At 48.1% G+C, this 16,349-nt stretch carries 11 protein-coding genes; 7 read left to right on the forward strand and 4 right to left on the reverse strand.

Annotation, left to right across the window (positions count from 1 at the left end; translation table 11 throughout):
* Nucleotides 1–57: 57 nt before the first annotated feature.
* Nucleotides 58–657: a hypothetical protein gene (locus tag ACHZCY_RS09405; RefSeq protein ID WP_319548717.1), complete on the reverse strand. Its 600-nt coding sequence runs from the start codon at nt 655–657 to the stop codon at nt 58–60.
* A 294-nt stretch (nt 658–951) separates the two neighbouring features.
* Here ACHZCY_RS09405 and ACHZCY_RS09410 point away from each other — a divergent pair, with 294 nt between their 5' ends.
* From ACHZCY_RS09410 to hypD, 5 genes are all read left to right on the forward strand, one after another.
* Complete coding sequence (locus ACHZCY_RS09410; RefSeq protein WP_205222788.1) at nt 952–2,235, forward strand: DUF401 family protein; 1,284 nt, start codon at nt 952–954, stop codon at nt 2,233–2,235.
* A 61-nt stretch (nt 2,236–2,296) separates the two neighbouring features.
* Nucleotides 2,297–2,761, forward strand: a complete 465-nt coding sequence (locus ACHZCY_RS09415; RefSeq protein WP_205222789.1) for an NfeD family protein — start codon at nt 2,297–2,299, stop codon at nt 2,759–2,761.
* Nucleotides 2,761–3,708, forward strand: a complete 948-nt coding sequence (locus ACHZCY_RS09420) for an SPFH domain-containing protein (RefSeq protein ID WP_319548718.1) — start codon at nt 2,761–2,763, stop codon at nt 3,706–3,708. The genes ACHZCY_RS09415 and ACHZCY_RS09420 overlap by 1 nt, the downstream gene beginning before the upstream one ends.
* A gap of 163 nt (nt 3,709–3,871) precedes the next feature.
* Nucleotides 3,872–4,774 carry a glycyl-radical enzyme activating protein gene (locus ACHZCY_RS09425; RefSeq protein ID WP_319548719.1) on the forward strand — a complete coding sequence of 301 codons (903 nt, stop codon included), beginning with the start codon at nt 3,872–3,874 and terminating at the stop codon, nt 4,772–4,774.
* A 2-nt stretch (nt 4,775–4,776) separates the two neighbouring features.
* Nucleotides 4,777–7,137: a trans-4-hydroxy-L-proline dehydratase gene (gene hypD, locus ACHZCY_RS09430; protein ID WP_319548720.1), complete on the forward strand. Its 2,361-nt coding sequence runs from the start codon at nt 4,777–4,779 to the stop codon at nt 7,135–7,137.
* Between the two features lie 23 nt (nt 7,138–7,160).
* Here the strand turns inward: hypD and ilvY are convergent, their stop codons facing one another.
* Nucleotides 7,161–8,048 (reverse strand): HTH-type transcriptional activator IlvY, encoded by an 888-nt coding sequence (ilvY, locus tag ACHZCY_RS09435; protein WP_319548721.1) that lies wholly within the window; start codon nt 8,046–8,048, stop codon nt 7,161–7,163.
* Between the two features lie 644 nt (nt 8,049–8,692).
* Between ilvY and ilvC the strand changes: the two genes are divergently transcribed.
* Nucleotides 8,693–10,165, forward strand: coding sequence for a ketol-acid reductoisomerase (gene ilvC, locus ACHZCY_RS09440; RefSeq protein WP_205222794.1), 1,473 nt, complete (start codon nt 8,693–8,695; stop codon nt 10,163–10,165).
* Between the two features lie 91 nt (nt 10,166–10,256).
* On the opposite strand, the gene ACHZCY_RS09445 is transcribed toward ilvC, so the two are convergent.
* Nucleotides 10,257–13,856 (reverse strand): bifunctional proline dehydrogenase/L-glutamate gamma-semialdehyde dehydrogenase, encoded by a 3,600-nt coding sequence (locus tag ACHZCY_RS09445; RefSeq protein WP_319548722.1) that lies wholly within the window; start codon nt 13,854–13,856, stop codon nt 10,257–10,259.
* Nucleotides 13,857–14,028: 172 nt separating this feature from the next.
* Nucleotides 14,029–14,751 carry a FadR/GntR family transcriptional regulator gene (locus ACHZCY_RS09450; RefSeq protein ID WP_319548723.1) on the reverse strand — a complete coding sequence of 241 codons (723 nt, stop codon included), beginning with the start codon at nt 14,749–14,751 and terminating at the stop codon, nt 14,029–14,031.
* 416 nt (nt 14,752–15,167) lie between these two features.
* Between ACHZCY_RS09450 and ACHZCY_RS09455 the strand changes: the two genes are divergently transcribed.
* Nucleotides 15,168–16,298 (forward strand): branched-chain amino acid ABC transporter substrate-binding protein, encoded by a 1,131-nt coding sequence (locus tag ACHZCY_RS09455; RefSeq protein ID WP_205222797.1) that lies wholly within the window; start codon nt 15,168–15,170, stop codon nt 16,296–16,298.
* The last annotated feature ends 51 nt before the right edge of the window (nt 16,299–16,349 follow it).

Below are 16,349 nucleotides of genomic sequence, written 5' to 3' on the forward strand. Positions count from 1 at the left end.
GGTTCCACAGCGGATTGTGCAACCGTAGAGCCCATTTCCGGTCCAGGTATTCTTGAGCTACTGTACACTTGATTGCTTCTTCCTGAATGCGCTAAGTTTGTTTTTATATCCTTCAGCATCTCCGTATTCGAGAAATGAATGATATCTTGAGTGGGGATCCTTTGTTTTTTTTGCATGCTTTATCGGGCACCAGAATTCTTCAGTTTTTGAACCAATTTCGAGTGCATAGGAAAGAAGCCCATTTGCGTAGCCGCAGTATATGCAGTTGGCTTTTTCTATCATATTGAGGTAGGCAAGGTGCTGCCTGTCAACTATAACGTATTCACTTCTCTTCACTTTTTTAATCTTATAAACAGGGAAACAGATAAACTGGTAGAGTGTCAGGACTAGGTCGAGCAAAAAAAGCGGAAGCGCTAGTGAGTAAATGACGGGGCTGGTCAGGACAAACAGGAAATTTGAATCACTGAAGTAATGGTACACATTTTCTTTCAAAGCCTTATGGGTGGCCAGTGCCCCCTCCTGAAAACGTATTTTTCCACGTTCTACCCTGTATCTAAACTGTTGCTGGATATTGCTTAGCTCATTTTCAAGCTCAAGGGACAATTCATTTTCCAACTCTTTGATACGCAAAATGAGTTCATCAATTCGTTTCATCATGGTTCCCTCGATAAAGGTGTTGATAATGAGCGTCCGTTATAGTGCATAAACCAGGACATCTCCATGTTTCATCATAGCAAAATTTGCAGCCGGACAACAGCAAGCAGAGACCTGTGTGAGAAGAAAAGTAATAATTGCCGCTACCCGTAGCTGGTCTTTTGTTCTTCACTTCTCTGTCAGAGTCCAAGTGACAACAGACATGTTCCCTTGTATAGTCACGGCCTGGCTAGAGCTCGGAACATATTTATTTTTTTTGCTGTCCCACATTTACACGCATCCTTAAAAGAGCAAAACATGCATGGAATCATCACGCTCCTTCCTTTTCTTAAAATTCTAAGTACATTTATTCTCATCCTGGTCTGTATTCGCTTAAAGCTTGGTCTCTGGCTGTCTGTGCTCGGCGGCGCCCTTTCAATCGCACTCCTCTTTGGACTTGGTGCAGGGGAATGGCTGCAAGTCAGTGTTGCCGCTCTCGGCAAAGAAAAATTCCTCTTTCTGGTGTCCATTGTCGGCCTCATCCTTATACTTTCCGACGGACTTGAGCGATCGGGACAGTCGCAAAGACTGATGGACGCCCTTTCCGGATACCTCCACGACAATCGGCTGCGTCTTATATTTTTTCCTGCACTGATAGGTCTGCTGCCCATGCCCGGCGGAGCTGTTTTTTCCGCCCCTATGGTCAAGGCAGTATCAGCGGATATGCCTATTCAGAATATTGACCGCGCAATCATAAATTACTGGTTCCGCCATGTGTGGGAACTTGCATGGCCGCTTTATCCAGGAATAATCTTGACCGTGGCCCTTGCCGAGATTCCCCTCTCAGCTTTTATCTCCAAAAGCTGGCCAGGTGTGGTTGCCATGTTTTTGTTCGGCTGGCTTTTCCTCCTCCGCCCAGCTACTCGGGGTAAATATTTTTCCGAAAACACAGTCGATGTCACCAAAGAGCGCAACATCAAGCGAGTACTCAAAGAGGCGACACCATTGCTCATCGCCATAGTAGGGGCAATCGGTCTAGAGAGCATCCTTGCCCGGTTCGCACACCATATCCCCTTTGAATGGGGGGTACTGGCAGCCCTCTGTGTAGCGGCTATGAGCGTTATGATGCAGAATAATCTTCGTGGTGATTACCTTGTTCACATCCTCACCAAAAAAAGCCTCTGGTCAATGCTTGCTGTTATTGCTGCTATTTTCATTTTCAAGGACACCATGCAGGCCGCAGGAGTGGTCGAAGCAATGGCCGAAGCGAGTGGTGAAAAGGCAGCCCTCTTTGCAGCAGCCATTCTCCTTCCCTTTCTGGTCGGGATGGTCTCCGGAATCAATGTTGCCTTTGTCGGGGCGACCTTTCCCCTCCTGCTTGGTCTGCTTGAAATTATGCACCTGCAGCATCAAAGCGTACCTTACCTTATCCTTGCCACTTTCAGTGGTTTTACCGGGGTTATGATTTCCCCCATCCATATCTGCTTTATGCTCACCTGTGAATACTTTGCAACCGACCTAGTTGCCACCTGGAAAAAACTGGTCCTTCCCTGTACCGGTTTTGCACTAACCGGCATTGGCTTATTTTTCATTCTTATTTGATAATATCACACGTGCTGTGATATTCTGTATAGAAAACACAGCTCATCCAAGGAGTTCCGTTATGATTGACTTGCCCATTTCACCAGTACTGGTCTGGTTTTTGATAGGCATTGCCTTTTATGGCATTGAACTGGCGCTACCAGGCTTTGTCGTTTTCTTTTTTGGTATTGGTGCGTGGTGCACGGCTCTTTGCGTGTATATATTTGATGTATCGTTGGCGACTCAACTTGTTCTCTTCCTGACGACTTCCGTTCTTTCTCTTCTCGTGCTTCGCTCATACCTGCAAAATGTCTTTTTAGGAGGCGCAAAGGAGGAAGAAGATAGCCTTAATCTCAATTCCGCTCCCTCGAATGGGACAGTAACAGAAGAAATAATTCCACCGGCAGAGGGTAAAGTTAAATATGCGGGTTCTTTCTGGCGAGCTTCAGCAGAAGAATATATTGCTGTCGGCACGGTGGTCAGGATAGTCGAACAACACGACCTTCTGGTAAAAGTTTGTCCTATAACTCAACAAGGAGAAGAATAATGGATAATATGCTCGTTGGTGTTGGAGTGCTGGTTGCTTTTGTTATTGTTGTCTTAGTGAAAACAGCTGTCGTAGTCCCACAGCGTAGTGAATTTGTGATCGAACGGCTGGGAAAATATAGAACAACTCTGGAAGCTGGTTTCCACATCCTCATTCCTTTCTTGGACAAGGTGGCATACAAACGAAGTCTTAAAGAAGAGCCTATTGATATTCCGGCACAAACCTGCATCACCTCAGACAACGTTACCATGGAGGTTGACGGGGTCCTCTACCTTCAAGTCGTTAACACCAAACAATCTGCCTATGGTATTGATAACTATCATTTTGCGGCAGCTCAACTTGCTCAGACAAGTCTTCGTTCGGCCATTGGTAAAATTAGTCTTGATAACTCCTTCGAGGCCAGGGAAGTGTTGAACCAGCAAGTGGTTAATGCTCTGGATGAGGCTGCCCAGAATTGGGGGGTCAAGGTGCTTCGTTACGAGATAAAAGACCTGCAGCCGCCACGATCCGTGCTTGATGCCATGGAAAAACAGATGAAGGCGGAACGGGAAAAACGCGCAGATATTGCCAGATCAGAAGGGGAACGCCAATCATTGATCAACCGGGCCGAGGGAGAAAGGGCTGAGGCAATTGCTCTGTCTGAAGGTGAAAAAATGAAAAGAATCAACGAGGCAGAGGGGCGTGCCGAAGAGATACTCAAAGTTGCCGAAGCAACTGCTGCGGGTCTTCGCAGTGTCGCCGAGGCATTAAGCGCCCCTGGCGGTCATGAAGCAGCTAACCTGGATGTTGCCAAAAAATATTTGGAAGAGTTCGGAAAACTGGCCAAGGAAAATAATACCATGATCGTACCCGGCAACCTCACCGATGTCTCTTCCATGGTTGCTACCGCCATGTCTACTCTTGATCATACCAAAGTAAAAAAGGCTGCAGAAAACACTACCGCCTGATTTGTCCGCCTCGCTTCTCTTATAGTACAAGACTCTCCTGCCCAAGGGCCTTTTAGAAAAAAGGCCCTTTTCCTTTCTTTACTTGTATTTACATCAGCTCTATGATGATGTATATTTACGTCTCTTCAGTAAGAATAGTTTTCATTACCACCATAACAGATCGATGCAAGGGACAATTTTTGCCATAAAACGTTATGCACTGCATGACGGGCCCCATATACGAACGACTATATTCCTGAAAGGGTGCCCGCTTTTCTGCAGATGGTGTCATAACCCTGAAGGAATCAGTCCGCAACCACAGCTCGTGTGGTCTGCTGACCGATGTATCGGGTGCAGCACCTGTATAACTCGCTGTCCACACAAGGCATTACACTTGACCAACGAACAGATGGAACGTGATCTTGAGCGCTGTGACGGTTGCGGTGAATGTGTCCGCCTCTGCCCGGCTCTGGCGCATGAGGCAAATGGATGGCAGGCAACTGTTGACGAGGTCGTAACAGAGATTAAAAAAGATATTCCTTTTTTTGATCAATCTGGCGGCGGCGTCACTTTTTCAGGCGGCGAGCCCCTGATGCAGCCCACATTCCTCCTTGCCCTGCTTCAAGAAGCCGGAACACTTGGCATCCATCGCGCAGTAGATACCTCAGGTTATGCTGAACGGGAAGTGATCAGCACCGTTGCCGAGCATACCGACCTGTTTTTATATGACATCAAACACATGGACAACAACAAGCACCGTCTATACACAGGGGTGGACAATCGAAGCATCTTAGACAACCTCCGGTACTTGCATAACAAGGGGGCAAAAGTCCAGGTCCGGTTACCGCTTATACCCGGAATTAATGACGATCATGAAAATATTGTCCAAACCGGTACCTTTCTCCGTGGCCTGCCCCAAATAAACGGGCTTGATGTACTGCCATACCATCCCTCTGCTAAGGCTAAATACAACAAACTGCATCTCAACTACCCTGGCGAGCACATCCAGGTCGCAGACCAAGCATACATTCAGGAAATCGTTCATAACCTTGAGCAATTTGACCTGTCAGTTCGAATAGGTGGATAACCATGAACCAACGCATTGAGCAGCTACGAAAAGAAAGTTTTGAAGCACGACCTACCATCTCCATTGAAAGAGCATTGTTGGAGACAGCGTTCTACCGCGAAAACAACGGCAAATATTCACAACCGGTTTTGCGGGCCCTGTTTTTCAAACATTTATGCGAAAACAAGACGCTTTATATCGGTAAACACGAACTGCTGGTAGGTGAACGCGGACCGGCCCCCAAAGTTGTGCCAACCTTTCCCGAACTGACGTGCCATTCCGCTGACGATTTACAGGTCCTCAACAACAGGGCCATGACCAATTACGATGTCAGCCAACAGGATATAACGATTTATGAGCAAGAGGTCATTCCCTACTGGCAGGGACGCTCAATGCGGGACAGAATATTCAGTAATGTTCCCCAACAATGGAAAGACGCGTATGAATGCGGCCTTTTTACCGAGTTCATGGAACAACGGGCTCCGGGGCACACGGCTCTTGACGGTTCCATCTACCACTATGGTATGCTTGGCCTCAAAGAACGAATTGCAGATCGCATTAAACGGCTTGACTACCAAAACGACCCTGAGGCAGCTGACCGCTTTGAACAGCTCACAGCCATGGATATCGCCTGTGACGCTGTCATTCTCTTTGCCCACCGTCATGCACAACTTGCAGAAAAACTAGCCGCCAAAGAGCGAGATACAGTTCGTAAACAGGAATTACTCACCATTGCCCAGGTCTGCCGCAGGGTTCCTGAGTATACACCACAGACCTTCCATGAAGCGATCCAGATGTACTGGTTCACCCACCTTGGTACCATAACCGAACTCAACGGATGGGATGCCATGTCACCGGGTCACCTTGACCAGCACCTTGCCCCTTTTTACGAAAAAGAGCTGGCAGAGAACACGCTCACCCGTGAACAGGCAAAAGAACTCCTGGCCTGCCTCTGGATTAAAATCAACAACCAGCCTGCCCCGCCAAAAGTTGGAGTTACAGCCAAGGAAAGTGGTACTTACAACGATTTTACCCAGATCAACCTTGGCGGACTGCTCAAAAATGGGAGCGACGGAACCAATGAGGTTTCCTATATTGCTCTGGAAGTGGCTGACGAATTGCACTTGCTCCAACCGCAACCCTCAGTACACATAAGCAGCAAGACGCCGGACCATTTTCTCAAGGCTGCCTCGCGGGTAATCCGCAAAGGCTATGGCTATCCATCCATTTTTAACACCGACACCGTTATTATGGAACAGGTGCGGGTGGGTAAATCCATTGAAGACGCGCGTGAAGGCGGCACCAGCGGTTGTATCGAAACCGGTGCATTCGGCAAGGAGGCCTATATCCTTACCGGGTATCTTAATGTGCCGAAAATCCTTGAAATAACCCTGAACAATGGACGAGATCCATTAACCGGCAAGCAGGTTGGTTTACAAACAGGCGATCCCAGAGCATTTACTTCCTACGAGGCGCTCTACGATGCCTTCACTCAACAACTGGAACACATCGTCGCCCTCAAGATAGAGGTAAATAATTATATCGAACGAATGTATGCCAAGTATTCTCCGGCACCTTTTTTGTCTGTGGTCATCAACGACTGCATTGAAAAAGGCAAGGACTACTACGACGGTGGCCCGCGCTATAACACCAATTATATCCAATGTTGCGGCATCGGGACCATCACCGACAGCCTGTCGGCAATTAAAACCCATATCTTTGAACAAAAAACTTTTTCCTGGGAGCAACTGCTTGACGCCCTGGCCAATAATTTCGCAGACAATGAACCGCTTCGACTGACCCTGTGGAACAGGACTCCCTTTTTCGGTAATGATGATGATCGGGCAGATACTATCATGCAACAAATATACAACAGCCTGTTCACCGCCATTGACGGTAAGCCCAATACCAAGGGAACGGAGTATCACCTCAACATGCTTTCCACCACCTGTCATGTCTATTTCGGAAAAATGCTCGGTGCCACACCCAACGGCAGGTTTGCCCATCAACCCGAGTCCGACGGCACGTCTCCCTCCCATGGAGCAGACCGAAAGGGACCGACAGCGGTGGTTAAATCTCTGAGCAAAATGGACCAATCAAAATCCGGCGGCACCCTGCTCAACCAGCGTTTTCTGCCCAGCGTGCTCGCCAGTGAACAGGATCTTGACAAACTCTGCGGCCTTGTCCGCTCCTATTTCAATCTGGGCGGGCACCATGTTCAGTTCAATGTGGTCGATACCGCAACCCTTCGAAAAGCGCAACAGACCCCGGATGAGTATCGAAACCTGCTGGTCAGAGTTGCTGGATACAGTGACTACTTTGTCGATCTTGATCTCGACCACCAGGAAGAAATCATCAAACGAACCGAGCAAGAGCTATATTAACCAGTAATCCTGAAGCGGAGCCCCTACATAGAGCGTTCTCCCTTCTGTACTGTGGACCAGAATGCCTTGATCAAAGGATTATCCATGTTCTTTTTCGCCGTGCAAACACCGATGGTAAAAGGTGTCAAGATGGGTGCATTTTCCAGAGTAACAACTTCATGGTGGATCAGGCTTTTCTCCAGGACAAGCTTCGGAATTACCCCTACCCCGTACCCCAGCCCAACCATGGTCAACAGGGCCTCGTTTCCCGCAACCTGGGCATACACATTGGGCTTTATACTGTTTTCCCGAAACCATTTGTCCATCCGCACCCTGCTCAACCCTTTTTCCGGGAGGATGAGAGGTGTGCTTTCCCAGTCAATTTCCCCCTCTCTATAAACAATAAGCTCCTGGTGACCTGCAGGAGCGACAAACACCAACGGTGTCCTGATGATCTCAATGAAGGTTATAGAGGCGGGAAGTTTTTCCGGCAGCGCCGCAATGGTTACATCAGCGGCCTTATTTTGTAATTGATCCAAAGCCATGGCCGCATCTCCTGTCTGCAGATGGAGTTGGATTCCTGGAAAATGGGCCCTGAACGTCTTGAGTATTGCCGGCAAAATACCATTGGCCGCGGTCACAGAACAGTAAAGGGAGATATTTCCCCGCAGTTCCACCTCTGCGGCCAACCTGTTTTGCAGCGCATTCCACCGCTGTTCCGTTTCCTCAGCATACTCCTTAAAGAGCATACCCGCCGGCGTGAGTGATACGGACCGCCTGTCCCTGCGAAACAGCTGTTTTCCTACTTCCGCCTCTAGACGCTGCACCAGGCGGGTGAGGGTTGAAGGCGTCATATGGTACGCCCTGCTGGTTTTACCAAAATGAAGTGATGCAGCCAGCGAATTAAATATCTTTATGCTTCTAATATCCATGGCAGAGTACAAGATGTGTGCTTAGCCCGAATTTCTCATGAACTTTTTTATTTTTGATTACGTACAAAACTCAGCCAATTATCTATCGAAACAGACAGGGGACTGATTTTATTTCTCTTTTTTAACCCGGGAGACAGATTAATTTTCATAAAAAACCATGAAAAAAAATCAGTCCCCTACCTCAGTACTGAGAAATTTAGGTAAGCGAAGACTCCGATCTGTCTCCCGAGTCCCAAAAAAAAATGGCTGAGTTTCATGGGTAATCAGATTTTTATTTTAAACTCAATTAACTGATATTATTATTTAAAGAGTAATTGTACAATGAACAGTCTATTTTTCGTTTTCAATCAAAAAGTTCCCCCTTCGGGTCAATAGATTTTTCCGCAGGATCTGCGTTACAAGCCACTTGCGGTAGTGTACTATCGGAGTCTGCGCTTACCTGCTACGGGGCTTGTGCCTTGCCCTGCGAAAAACTTTATTGATGAGAAATCCGGTCTGAGTATACTGATACTTTTCAATAACCGTGTGTTGCCATAAAAGCAACACAGAATTGCAATCAATTCACTTTCCGCAACAGCAAATTGCATATATGTTATGCACAAAATATAACGTGAACTCAAACTGAAAGAATAAGGAGATTGAAAATGGGAGAAAATTATTTTAACACCCTGCCACTGCGCCTGCAGCTCGAGGAACTTGGCAAATGCCGTTTTATGGATGCCTCGGAATTTGAAGGTGTAGGTAAACTGCAAGGCAAAAAAATTGTTATTGTCGGCTGTGGTGCTCAGGGACTCCACCAAGGGCTCAACCTGCGTGACTCCGGTCTTGATGTTTCCTATGCTCTGCGCGACAGTGCCATTGAAACCAAGCGTCAGTCCTGGAAAAATGCCACTGAAAACGGCTTTGCTGTGGGTAATTACGATGCAATGATCCCTACCGCTGACCTGGTAATCAACCTTACCCCGGATAAACAGCACACCAACGTTGTCTCTTCTGTAATGCCGCTCATGAAAGAAGGGGCTTGCCTCTCCTATTCCCACGGTTTTAATATTGTCGAAGAAGGTATGCAGATCCGGGAAGACCTGACAGTTATCATGGTTGCCCCAAAATCTCCAGGAACAGAAGTACGCGAGGAATACAAGCGCGGCTTCGGCGTTCCCACCCTGATTGCAGTGCACCGTGAAAATGACCCTAAGGGTGAAGGCTGGGATATCGCCAAAGCCTATGCCTGTGGCATTGGTTCCGACAAAGCAGGCGTACTCCAGTCATCTTTTGTGGCAGAGGTTAAATCCGACCTCATGGGCGAACAAACCATTCTTTGCGGCATGCTCCAGGTCGGTTCTCTCCTCTGTTTCGATAAAATGATCGAACAGGGCATGGATGCCGGATATGCTTCTAAATTGGTTCAAATCGGATGGGAAACCGTCACCGAAGCACTGAAGCATGGCGGTATTACCAACATGATGGACCGATTGTCCAACCCGGCAAAAATCAAGGCCTACTATCTGGCCGAAGATATCAAAGAAATTCTTACCCCCCTCTTTGAGCAGCACATGGACGATATCATGTCCGGCACCTTCTCCTCCACCATGATGGAAGACTGGGCTAATGACGATGCCAATCTGCTCAAATGGCGTGCCGAAACCAGTGAGACTGCCTTTGAAAAAGCCGTTTCCACTGATGCTGCAATCAACGAGCAGGAATACTTTGACAATGGCATCCTGATGGTAGCCATGATCAAGGCAGGGGTTGAGCTGGCTTTTGACACTATGGTCTCTGCCGGCATCAAGGAAGAGTCAGCCTACTACGAGTCACTCCATGAGACACCACTCATTGCCAATACCATTGCCCGTAAAAAACTTTACGAGATGAACGTAGTCATCTCCGATACTGCTGAGTACGGCTGCTACCTGTTCAACCATCGCGCCCTGCCGTTATTGCAGGATTTCATGAAAGGTATCTCCACCGATGTCATCGGCAAAGGGCTGGATGTTACTGATAACGGTGTTGACAATATCGAGCTGATTAATGTGAACGAAGAGATTAGATTCACCCAGGTTGAAATGATCGGTGAAGAGCTGCGTTCTCACATGGGTGCGATGAAGCCAATCCTGTAATCCTCTCTATACTTTGCGCTGCTGCACAAGCAAACCCCCTTCAGCCAGAGGCTGAAGGGGGTTTTTCTTACCTCATAGAGTTTTTCATCCATCACTCAAAAGAGCGCCCCCCCAGATTGCCGTATCTGTGATAGTTATCACAGATGGACTGTTGCTGGAAATACTGGAGCAACTCCAGGCGCCCTTCCATAAACACCGGCGTCCTTGAAATATAAAAACCAATTTCGGCAGCAGCGGTAAATAATTCACCGGGCACCCGCTCCTGAGCAGCATACCGAATACGATCAATTGCCCCTATTCGCCCTGCCAATTCGCTATCGGTTTCCCGTAGTACCTTTACCTCCTGTAAAAGCTGCCGCCCATAATGAGTTTCAAGAAACCCGGTCACACTATTTTCCAACGAAGTAGGTATGCTCAGCGTTGTCCTACAGCCTGCCACCCTGGACGCTGCAATGCGGGCAAACGTTTCAAACGCGGAGTCTTGCGGATGAACGCGAATCACCATATTGGTAATCGGCCGGTAGCGCAGAATATTATCCTGGCCCCGCAGATGAAAATAATCCTGCTCCTGACCAAAACGCGCTTCCATATTATAGAGATAGCTATTGACGGCACTGATCAATTTTTCCACGTCTTCTCTGATATCAGCCATTTTTCCCCACTGAATCAGCTGCCGCCACTCCTGCGCTAACTGCAACAACTGGTAATCTTGGCCAAGACGTTGCTCTGCAGGGTGTGCGACCTCTTCAACATGCATAAACTGGGCAACATAGTCAGGACTACCAGCCTTTATTCCCGGCCCCAGTGCGGATTTCCCCATTCCACCAAATGGCTGACGCAAAACAATGGCCCCGGTTGTACCGCGGTTAACGTACAGGTTGCCGGCAAAGATCTTCTCTTTCCAAATTTCCTGCTCCCGGTGATCCAGGGTTTCAATACCCGAGGTCAGGCCATACCCGGTCTGGTTAACCAGCGAGATGGCATGCTCCAGGTTATCGGCACGCATAACACCAAGCAGCGGTCCGAAAAACTCTGTCATGTGGGTGTAACTTCCCGGCTGCACGCCGTATTTAATCCCCGGAGACCAGATAAAGGGGTTGTCGTCAACCATTTCCGGTTCCAGTGCCCATTCTTCGCCGGATTCCAAGGTTGTCAACCCGCGCTTGAGATCTCCACTGGGCGGTTTAACCAGGGTTGCGATTTTGCTGCTGAACGTCCACGCAGGACCAACCTTCCAACTGGCCGCTGCATCTACCAGTTGCTGCCTGAAGTGCGGATCATCATAAATGGTCTTCTCCAGTACAAGCAGGCTGGTTGCGCTGCATTTCTGGCCGCAGTTACTGAATGCTGAATGAATGACATTTTTAATGGCCTGGTCACGATCCGCCATATCGGTGACAATGGTCGCATTTTTGCCGCCGGTTTCCGCTGCAAGATAGACTCCCGGCGTCTGCTTCAGAATCTGGAGACCTGTATCCGTCCCACCTGTAAGAATGATGAAGTCCACGTCCTCACTTGCCGTCAGTAGTGGCCCCACCTTTGCGCCGGAGCAGGGAACAAACTGGAGGGTATTCTTTGAAATGCCTGCACGCCAGAAGCACTGGCATAAATTCCATGCCGTCATCACCGCATCCGATGCAGGTTTAAATATCACCGTATTACCGGCTGCCAGCGCAGTCACCACTCCTCCGCAGGGGATGGCAATGGGAAAGTTCCAGGGAGAAATAACCAAACCAACGCCCCGGCCTTTGACTTCTATATTCTCCATATCGTCAAGTTGTCTTGCGGTCAGAGGATAATATTCTGCAAAATCAATAGCCTCAGACACCTCCACATCGCCTTCCGTAAAAATCTTTCCAGTGTCGCCGGCTGCCGTACCCAACAATTCTCCTCGAGCTGCCCGCAATTCAAAAGCAGCCTTGGAAAGCGCCTCATGCCGCTCCTTGGCAGATAATGCTCGCCAACCGTCAGGATCCTGCTTTGCCGTTTCAATGGCTTTGAGTGCGTCCTCTTTGTTTGCTAAGGCAAATTGGGCCACACACACCTGCTGCTGTGGATAGTTAGGATCAATCACGTCCTTGATGTCACGACCCTCGTATACCTCCTCCCCGCCAATCACCACTGGAATCTGCTGAGGGGTATTGCCGGCTGATTGCTTATACTCCTCTCTGATACCCTCAGCCCACTTTCGATTGGCCGCCAGGGACCAATCAGTATCAGCCTCATTGACAAATCGGTTGGAAAAATACGTGGAAGCCGACTCGGAAAAGGTTTCCGTTGACCGGTCCTGGATCCGATTGGGTCCGTCCTGCGCTTGCTCTTGATACGAACAGGAGCTGAGGAAACTCTTTTTAAGATAGGTCCATTCGTTGGAGCCTACAGAAAGATCCGGTGAATAGCGTAAAAAGTTTTCCGGCGCAGTATTCTCATCCAGGCGGCGAATAAGGTAGGCAATGGCATTAATGAATTCATCTTTCGAGGCCACCGGGGCATAGAGCAACACGTCACCGTCCCCCTCACTCAGTGCCCTGCGCACATGATCAGCCATCCCTTCAAGCATCTCAAAATAGAAATAGGGATTCAGATTATTTTTCTTGGCCAGTACAGCGGCATAGGCAAGTTCAAAAAGATTATGGGAAGCAACGCCAAGATTGACGGCTTTAATATTCTCTTCCTCCATGCCATAGGTAACCATCCGCTTGTAATTGGCATCCACCTCAAGCTTGTTGTCGTACGGAGCAAGCGGCCAGTTAAAGAGAGCTGATTCAAGTTTTTCCATCTCCATATTAGCGCCTTTCACGATTCTCAACTTGACCGGCGCACCACCGTTTGCAACTCTCTCTTTAGCCCAGTCGGTCAGCTTTCGCTGCATCCCGAAACTGTCGGGCAGGTAGGCCTGGAGAACAATCCCACCGGAATAGTCTTTGAATTCTTCCTGACTCAACGTCTCAGTAAAAGCGGTATAGGTAATTTCCAGATCCCGGTACTCTTCCATATCCAGATTAACAAACTTAGGTACCTTGGTTCCATCGGGGCGCACAAAGTAATTAACCTTGGCTACTCGATAAATCGCAGCCAGTCTATCTTTTAAGATTGCAACAGTCTCGTCAAAGGCCAGAGAATTGATCTGGGAGTAGATGGTGGAAATTTTAATCGAAATATACTCAACATCCGGATCTTCCATATCTTTGATATAGGTTGCCAGACGATGGCCGGCTTCCTTTTCACCAAGAACAGCCTCACCGAGATGATTGATGTTCATCCGGATGCCCTGACCTTTGCGCTTCTGCAGGTGAGCATGCAACTCTTTATGCTCTCCAGGAATAATAGCTCGACTACTGCCTGCCCGCATCTGATCGATCATGGTCGGCACAGCCAGTGAAGAAAAATGTTTTCCCACCCCTTTAAACATCTGGATAAAAAGTTTTTCTATGCGACTGAAAAACTCGGGAACCCCTTCCTCATCAATCAGGTGGCTCATCTGATCTGCAACCCGCTTCGAGTTGTGCGATCGAAAACTCTGATCGATCATTTTACTGAGGAGTACCTTGTCATTAGGATTCGTCAGGAGCCTTTTCATCTGGTCCTGAATATGCTTCTCTTCCTTGGTTAACAGTTCATTGGCTCGGTTCTGCCATGATTCCGCCAATGCAACGGCCTGAGCATAGATTTCTTCATTGTGAGTAGCCATCCTGAAACTCCCTTCAGCTCTATACGGATTACAGTTAAATGGGTTAAACTAGCCCGACTTTCCCATAAAATTTTTAATTTTAAACTCAACCAATTGATATTATTGCTTAATGAGTAGTTGCATATTTGACAGTCTGTTTTTCGCTTTAAATCAAAAATTTTCCCCTTCCGGTCTAGCGTTTCTTCTGTTTCATATATTCGGCAAAACGGCGTACATGCTTCTTTGCCATCCTGCTTGCAGTTTCACTGTCATGATTAGCAATTGCGTCAACAATAACGCGCAGATCCTGGTAGTTTTCCTCCAGTTCATGAGGCCCTACAAATAAAAACTTGTCATAGTACCGGCCAATATTTGTATGCACACTGGTGAGAACAAAACTATACAGTGGATTACCCGCAATTTTGGCAATGGCTTGATGGACTTTTTCATCCACGCGAACAAAGCTGCCCCATTCTTTTATACCCTGTTCACGGCATTTCCCGGCTTCTTCCATCAGTGCCTCAAGCTCTTTGCAGTCCAAAGCAGATGCCCGCTGTGCTGCCAACCCACTCACGGCGCCCTCCACTCCTTCACGAAATTCAGCCAAATGTTCCAGAGAAACAGCATCCGACTGAATGAGCATGGCAAGGTTTTCTGCGATAAGCTCAGCGTTGGCATCCTTGACAAACGCACCGCCGCCGGCACCAAGACGAATTTCAATAAGGCTCTTCTGCTCTAATATACGTAATGCTTCCCGCAAGGTTCCCCTGCTGGTCTGGAACATTTCACACAGGTGTCGCTCAGCAGGCAGCTTACTCCCCTTGGGTATTTCACCACTGAGAATGGCTGTCTGGATCTGATCCACGACATCCTGATAAACACGTTTTTGCTCGGCCTTATGGAAGATATTTTTCATTGGTTGCTTGACACAAGTAAAATTTTTTATAACATTATAATGGTTAAACCATTGATGTCAATGAAATGCGCCACCAATCCAGACAAAATGTTAGCAGGCGCAAGCAGTACTACAAAGTATTTGCCATAAGAATTGCTTCAGAAGCGCATAATCCGGTTTGAAAAAGAGGGGGTACCAACATCGGCGATGTTTCAACCAAAGTGACATATAGGCGAAATTGCAGGGGCACCCTGCTGATAAATTTATACAGCAAAAAAGTAAAGAATATAATATCAGTAGAGTCGCTGTATGCAGTTTACGACAACCTTTTAAGAGCAAAAACCTTAAAAATCTGTAGGGAAGACGAAAATTAAATAACAGTGCGTTACCACTTAGACTGAACTACAGATAAACAAACACTTGACGTGGAGGAAAGTATGTTGCGAAAAAGAGCTTTGTTTATGTCTTTACTGAGTTTTTCCCTTTTTGCGGGAACAGTAAATGCCGAAGATGTACTGAAAGTGGGTGTTCAAGCGCCGATCACCGGCAGCTATGCCAATGAAGGACAGGGTATTGAAAACGGTGTTCGCCTGCTGGCCGAACAAATCAATGCCAAGGGCGGTGTGCTCGGTAAAAAGATTGAAGTTATTACCTGCGATGATCAGGGAACCGCAATGGCTGCAGCGATTTGCGCCAAAGACCTGGTCAACAAAGGCGTCAAAATGGTTATTGGTTCCTACACTTCCACCTGCGCTGAAGCTGCGCAAAAAACATACTTCAAAGCCGGTGTACTGCAAACTTCGGACGGCACCGCCGACAGCCTGACCGAAAAGGGCTATTGGACCTTCCTGCGAAACTCCTTTCCAAACAGTGCGGAAGCCGAATTCGCAGCCAAATACCTGGTTGAAGTCAAAAAGTACCAGCGTATTGTTGTTCTCTCCGACTTCTCCACCTATGCCGACGGTCTGGCTAACGCCACTGAAGAGGCAATCAAGAAGCTGGGCGGCAACGTTGTTTCGCGCGACAAAATCAAGGCTGACTCCCAGAACTTCACCCCGGTCCTGACCAATATCAAGTCCAAAAAACCTGACGCTATCTTCTTCGCCGGATACTATTCGGATGGTGGTCTGCTGCGTGCCCAGCAGGTTGCTCTCGGCATCAAGGCCGACTTCTACGGCGGCGACGCCAACGATAACCCAGACTTTGTCAAGCTGGCCGGTTCTGCTGCCAAGGACGCTTTCATCATTAACGTTCCTGAGCCCGCTGCCCTGCCGACTCCTATTGCCAAGTCCTTCATCGCCGATTACCAGGCAAAATACGGTGAAATGCCTCCATCCATCTGGGGTCTGATGAATATCGACGGCATGCGCGCCATCATCCACGCCATGGAACAAAACGGCGACTTTGACACCAAAAAAGCCGCTGATTACCTGCACAACATGGACAAGCCTCTGGACGGCATCACCGGTCCCATCGCCTTTGCCAAGGATGGAAACCGCAAGGGCGGCGCCTACGTCGTCAAGCGCATCCAGGAAGACGGCAGCTACTCAAACGAGTACGTTCAATAGCTGACGCATCGTTACACAAAGGGCGGGAGAAACTTTTCTCCTGCCCTTGCT

Origin of the sequence: Desulfogranum marinum, from assembly GCF_963675105.2 — a bacterium.
GTDB lineage: Bacteria > Desulfobacterota > Desulfobulbia > Desulfobulbales > Desulfobulbaceae > Desulfogranum > Desulfogranum marinum.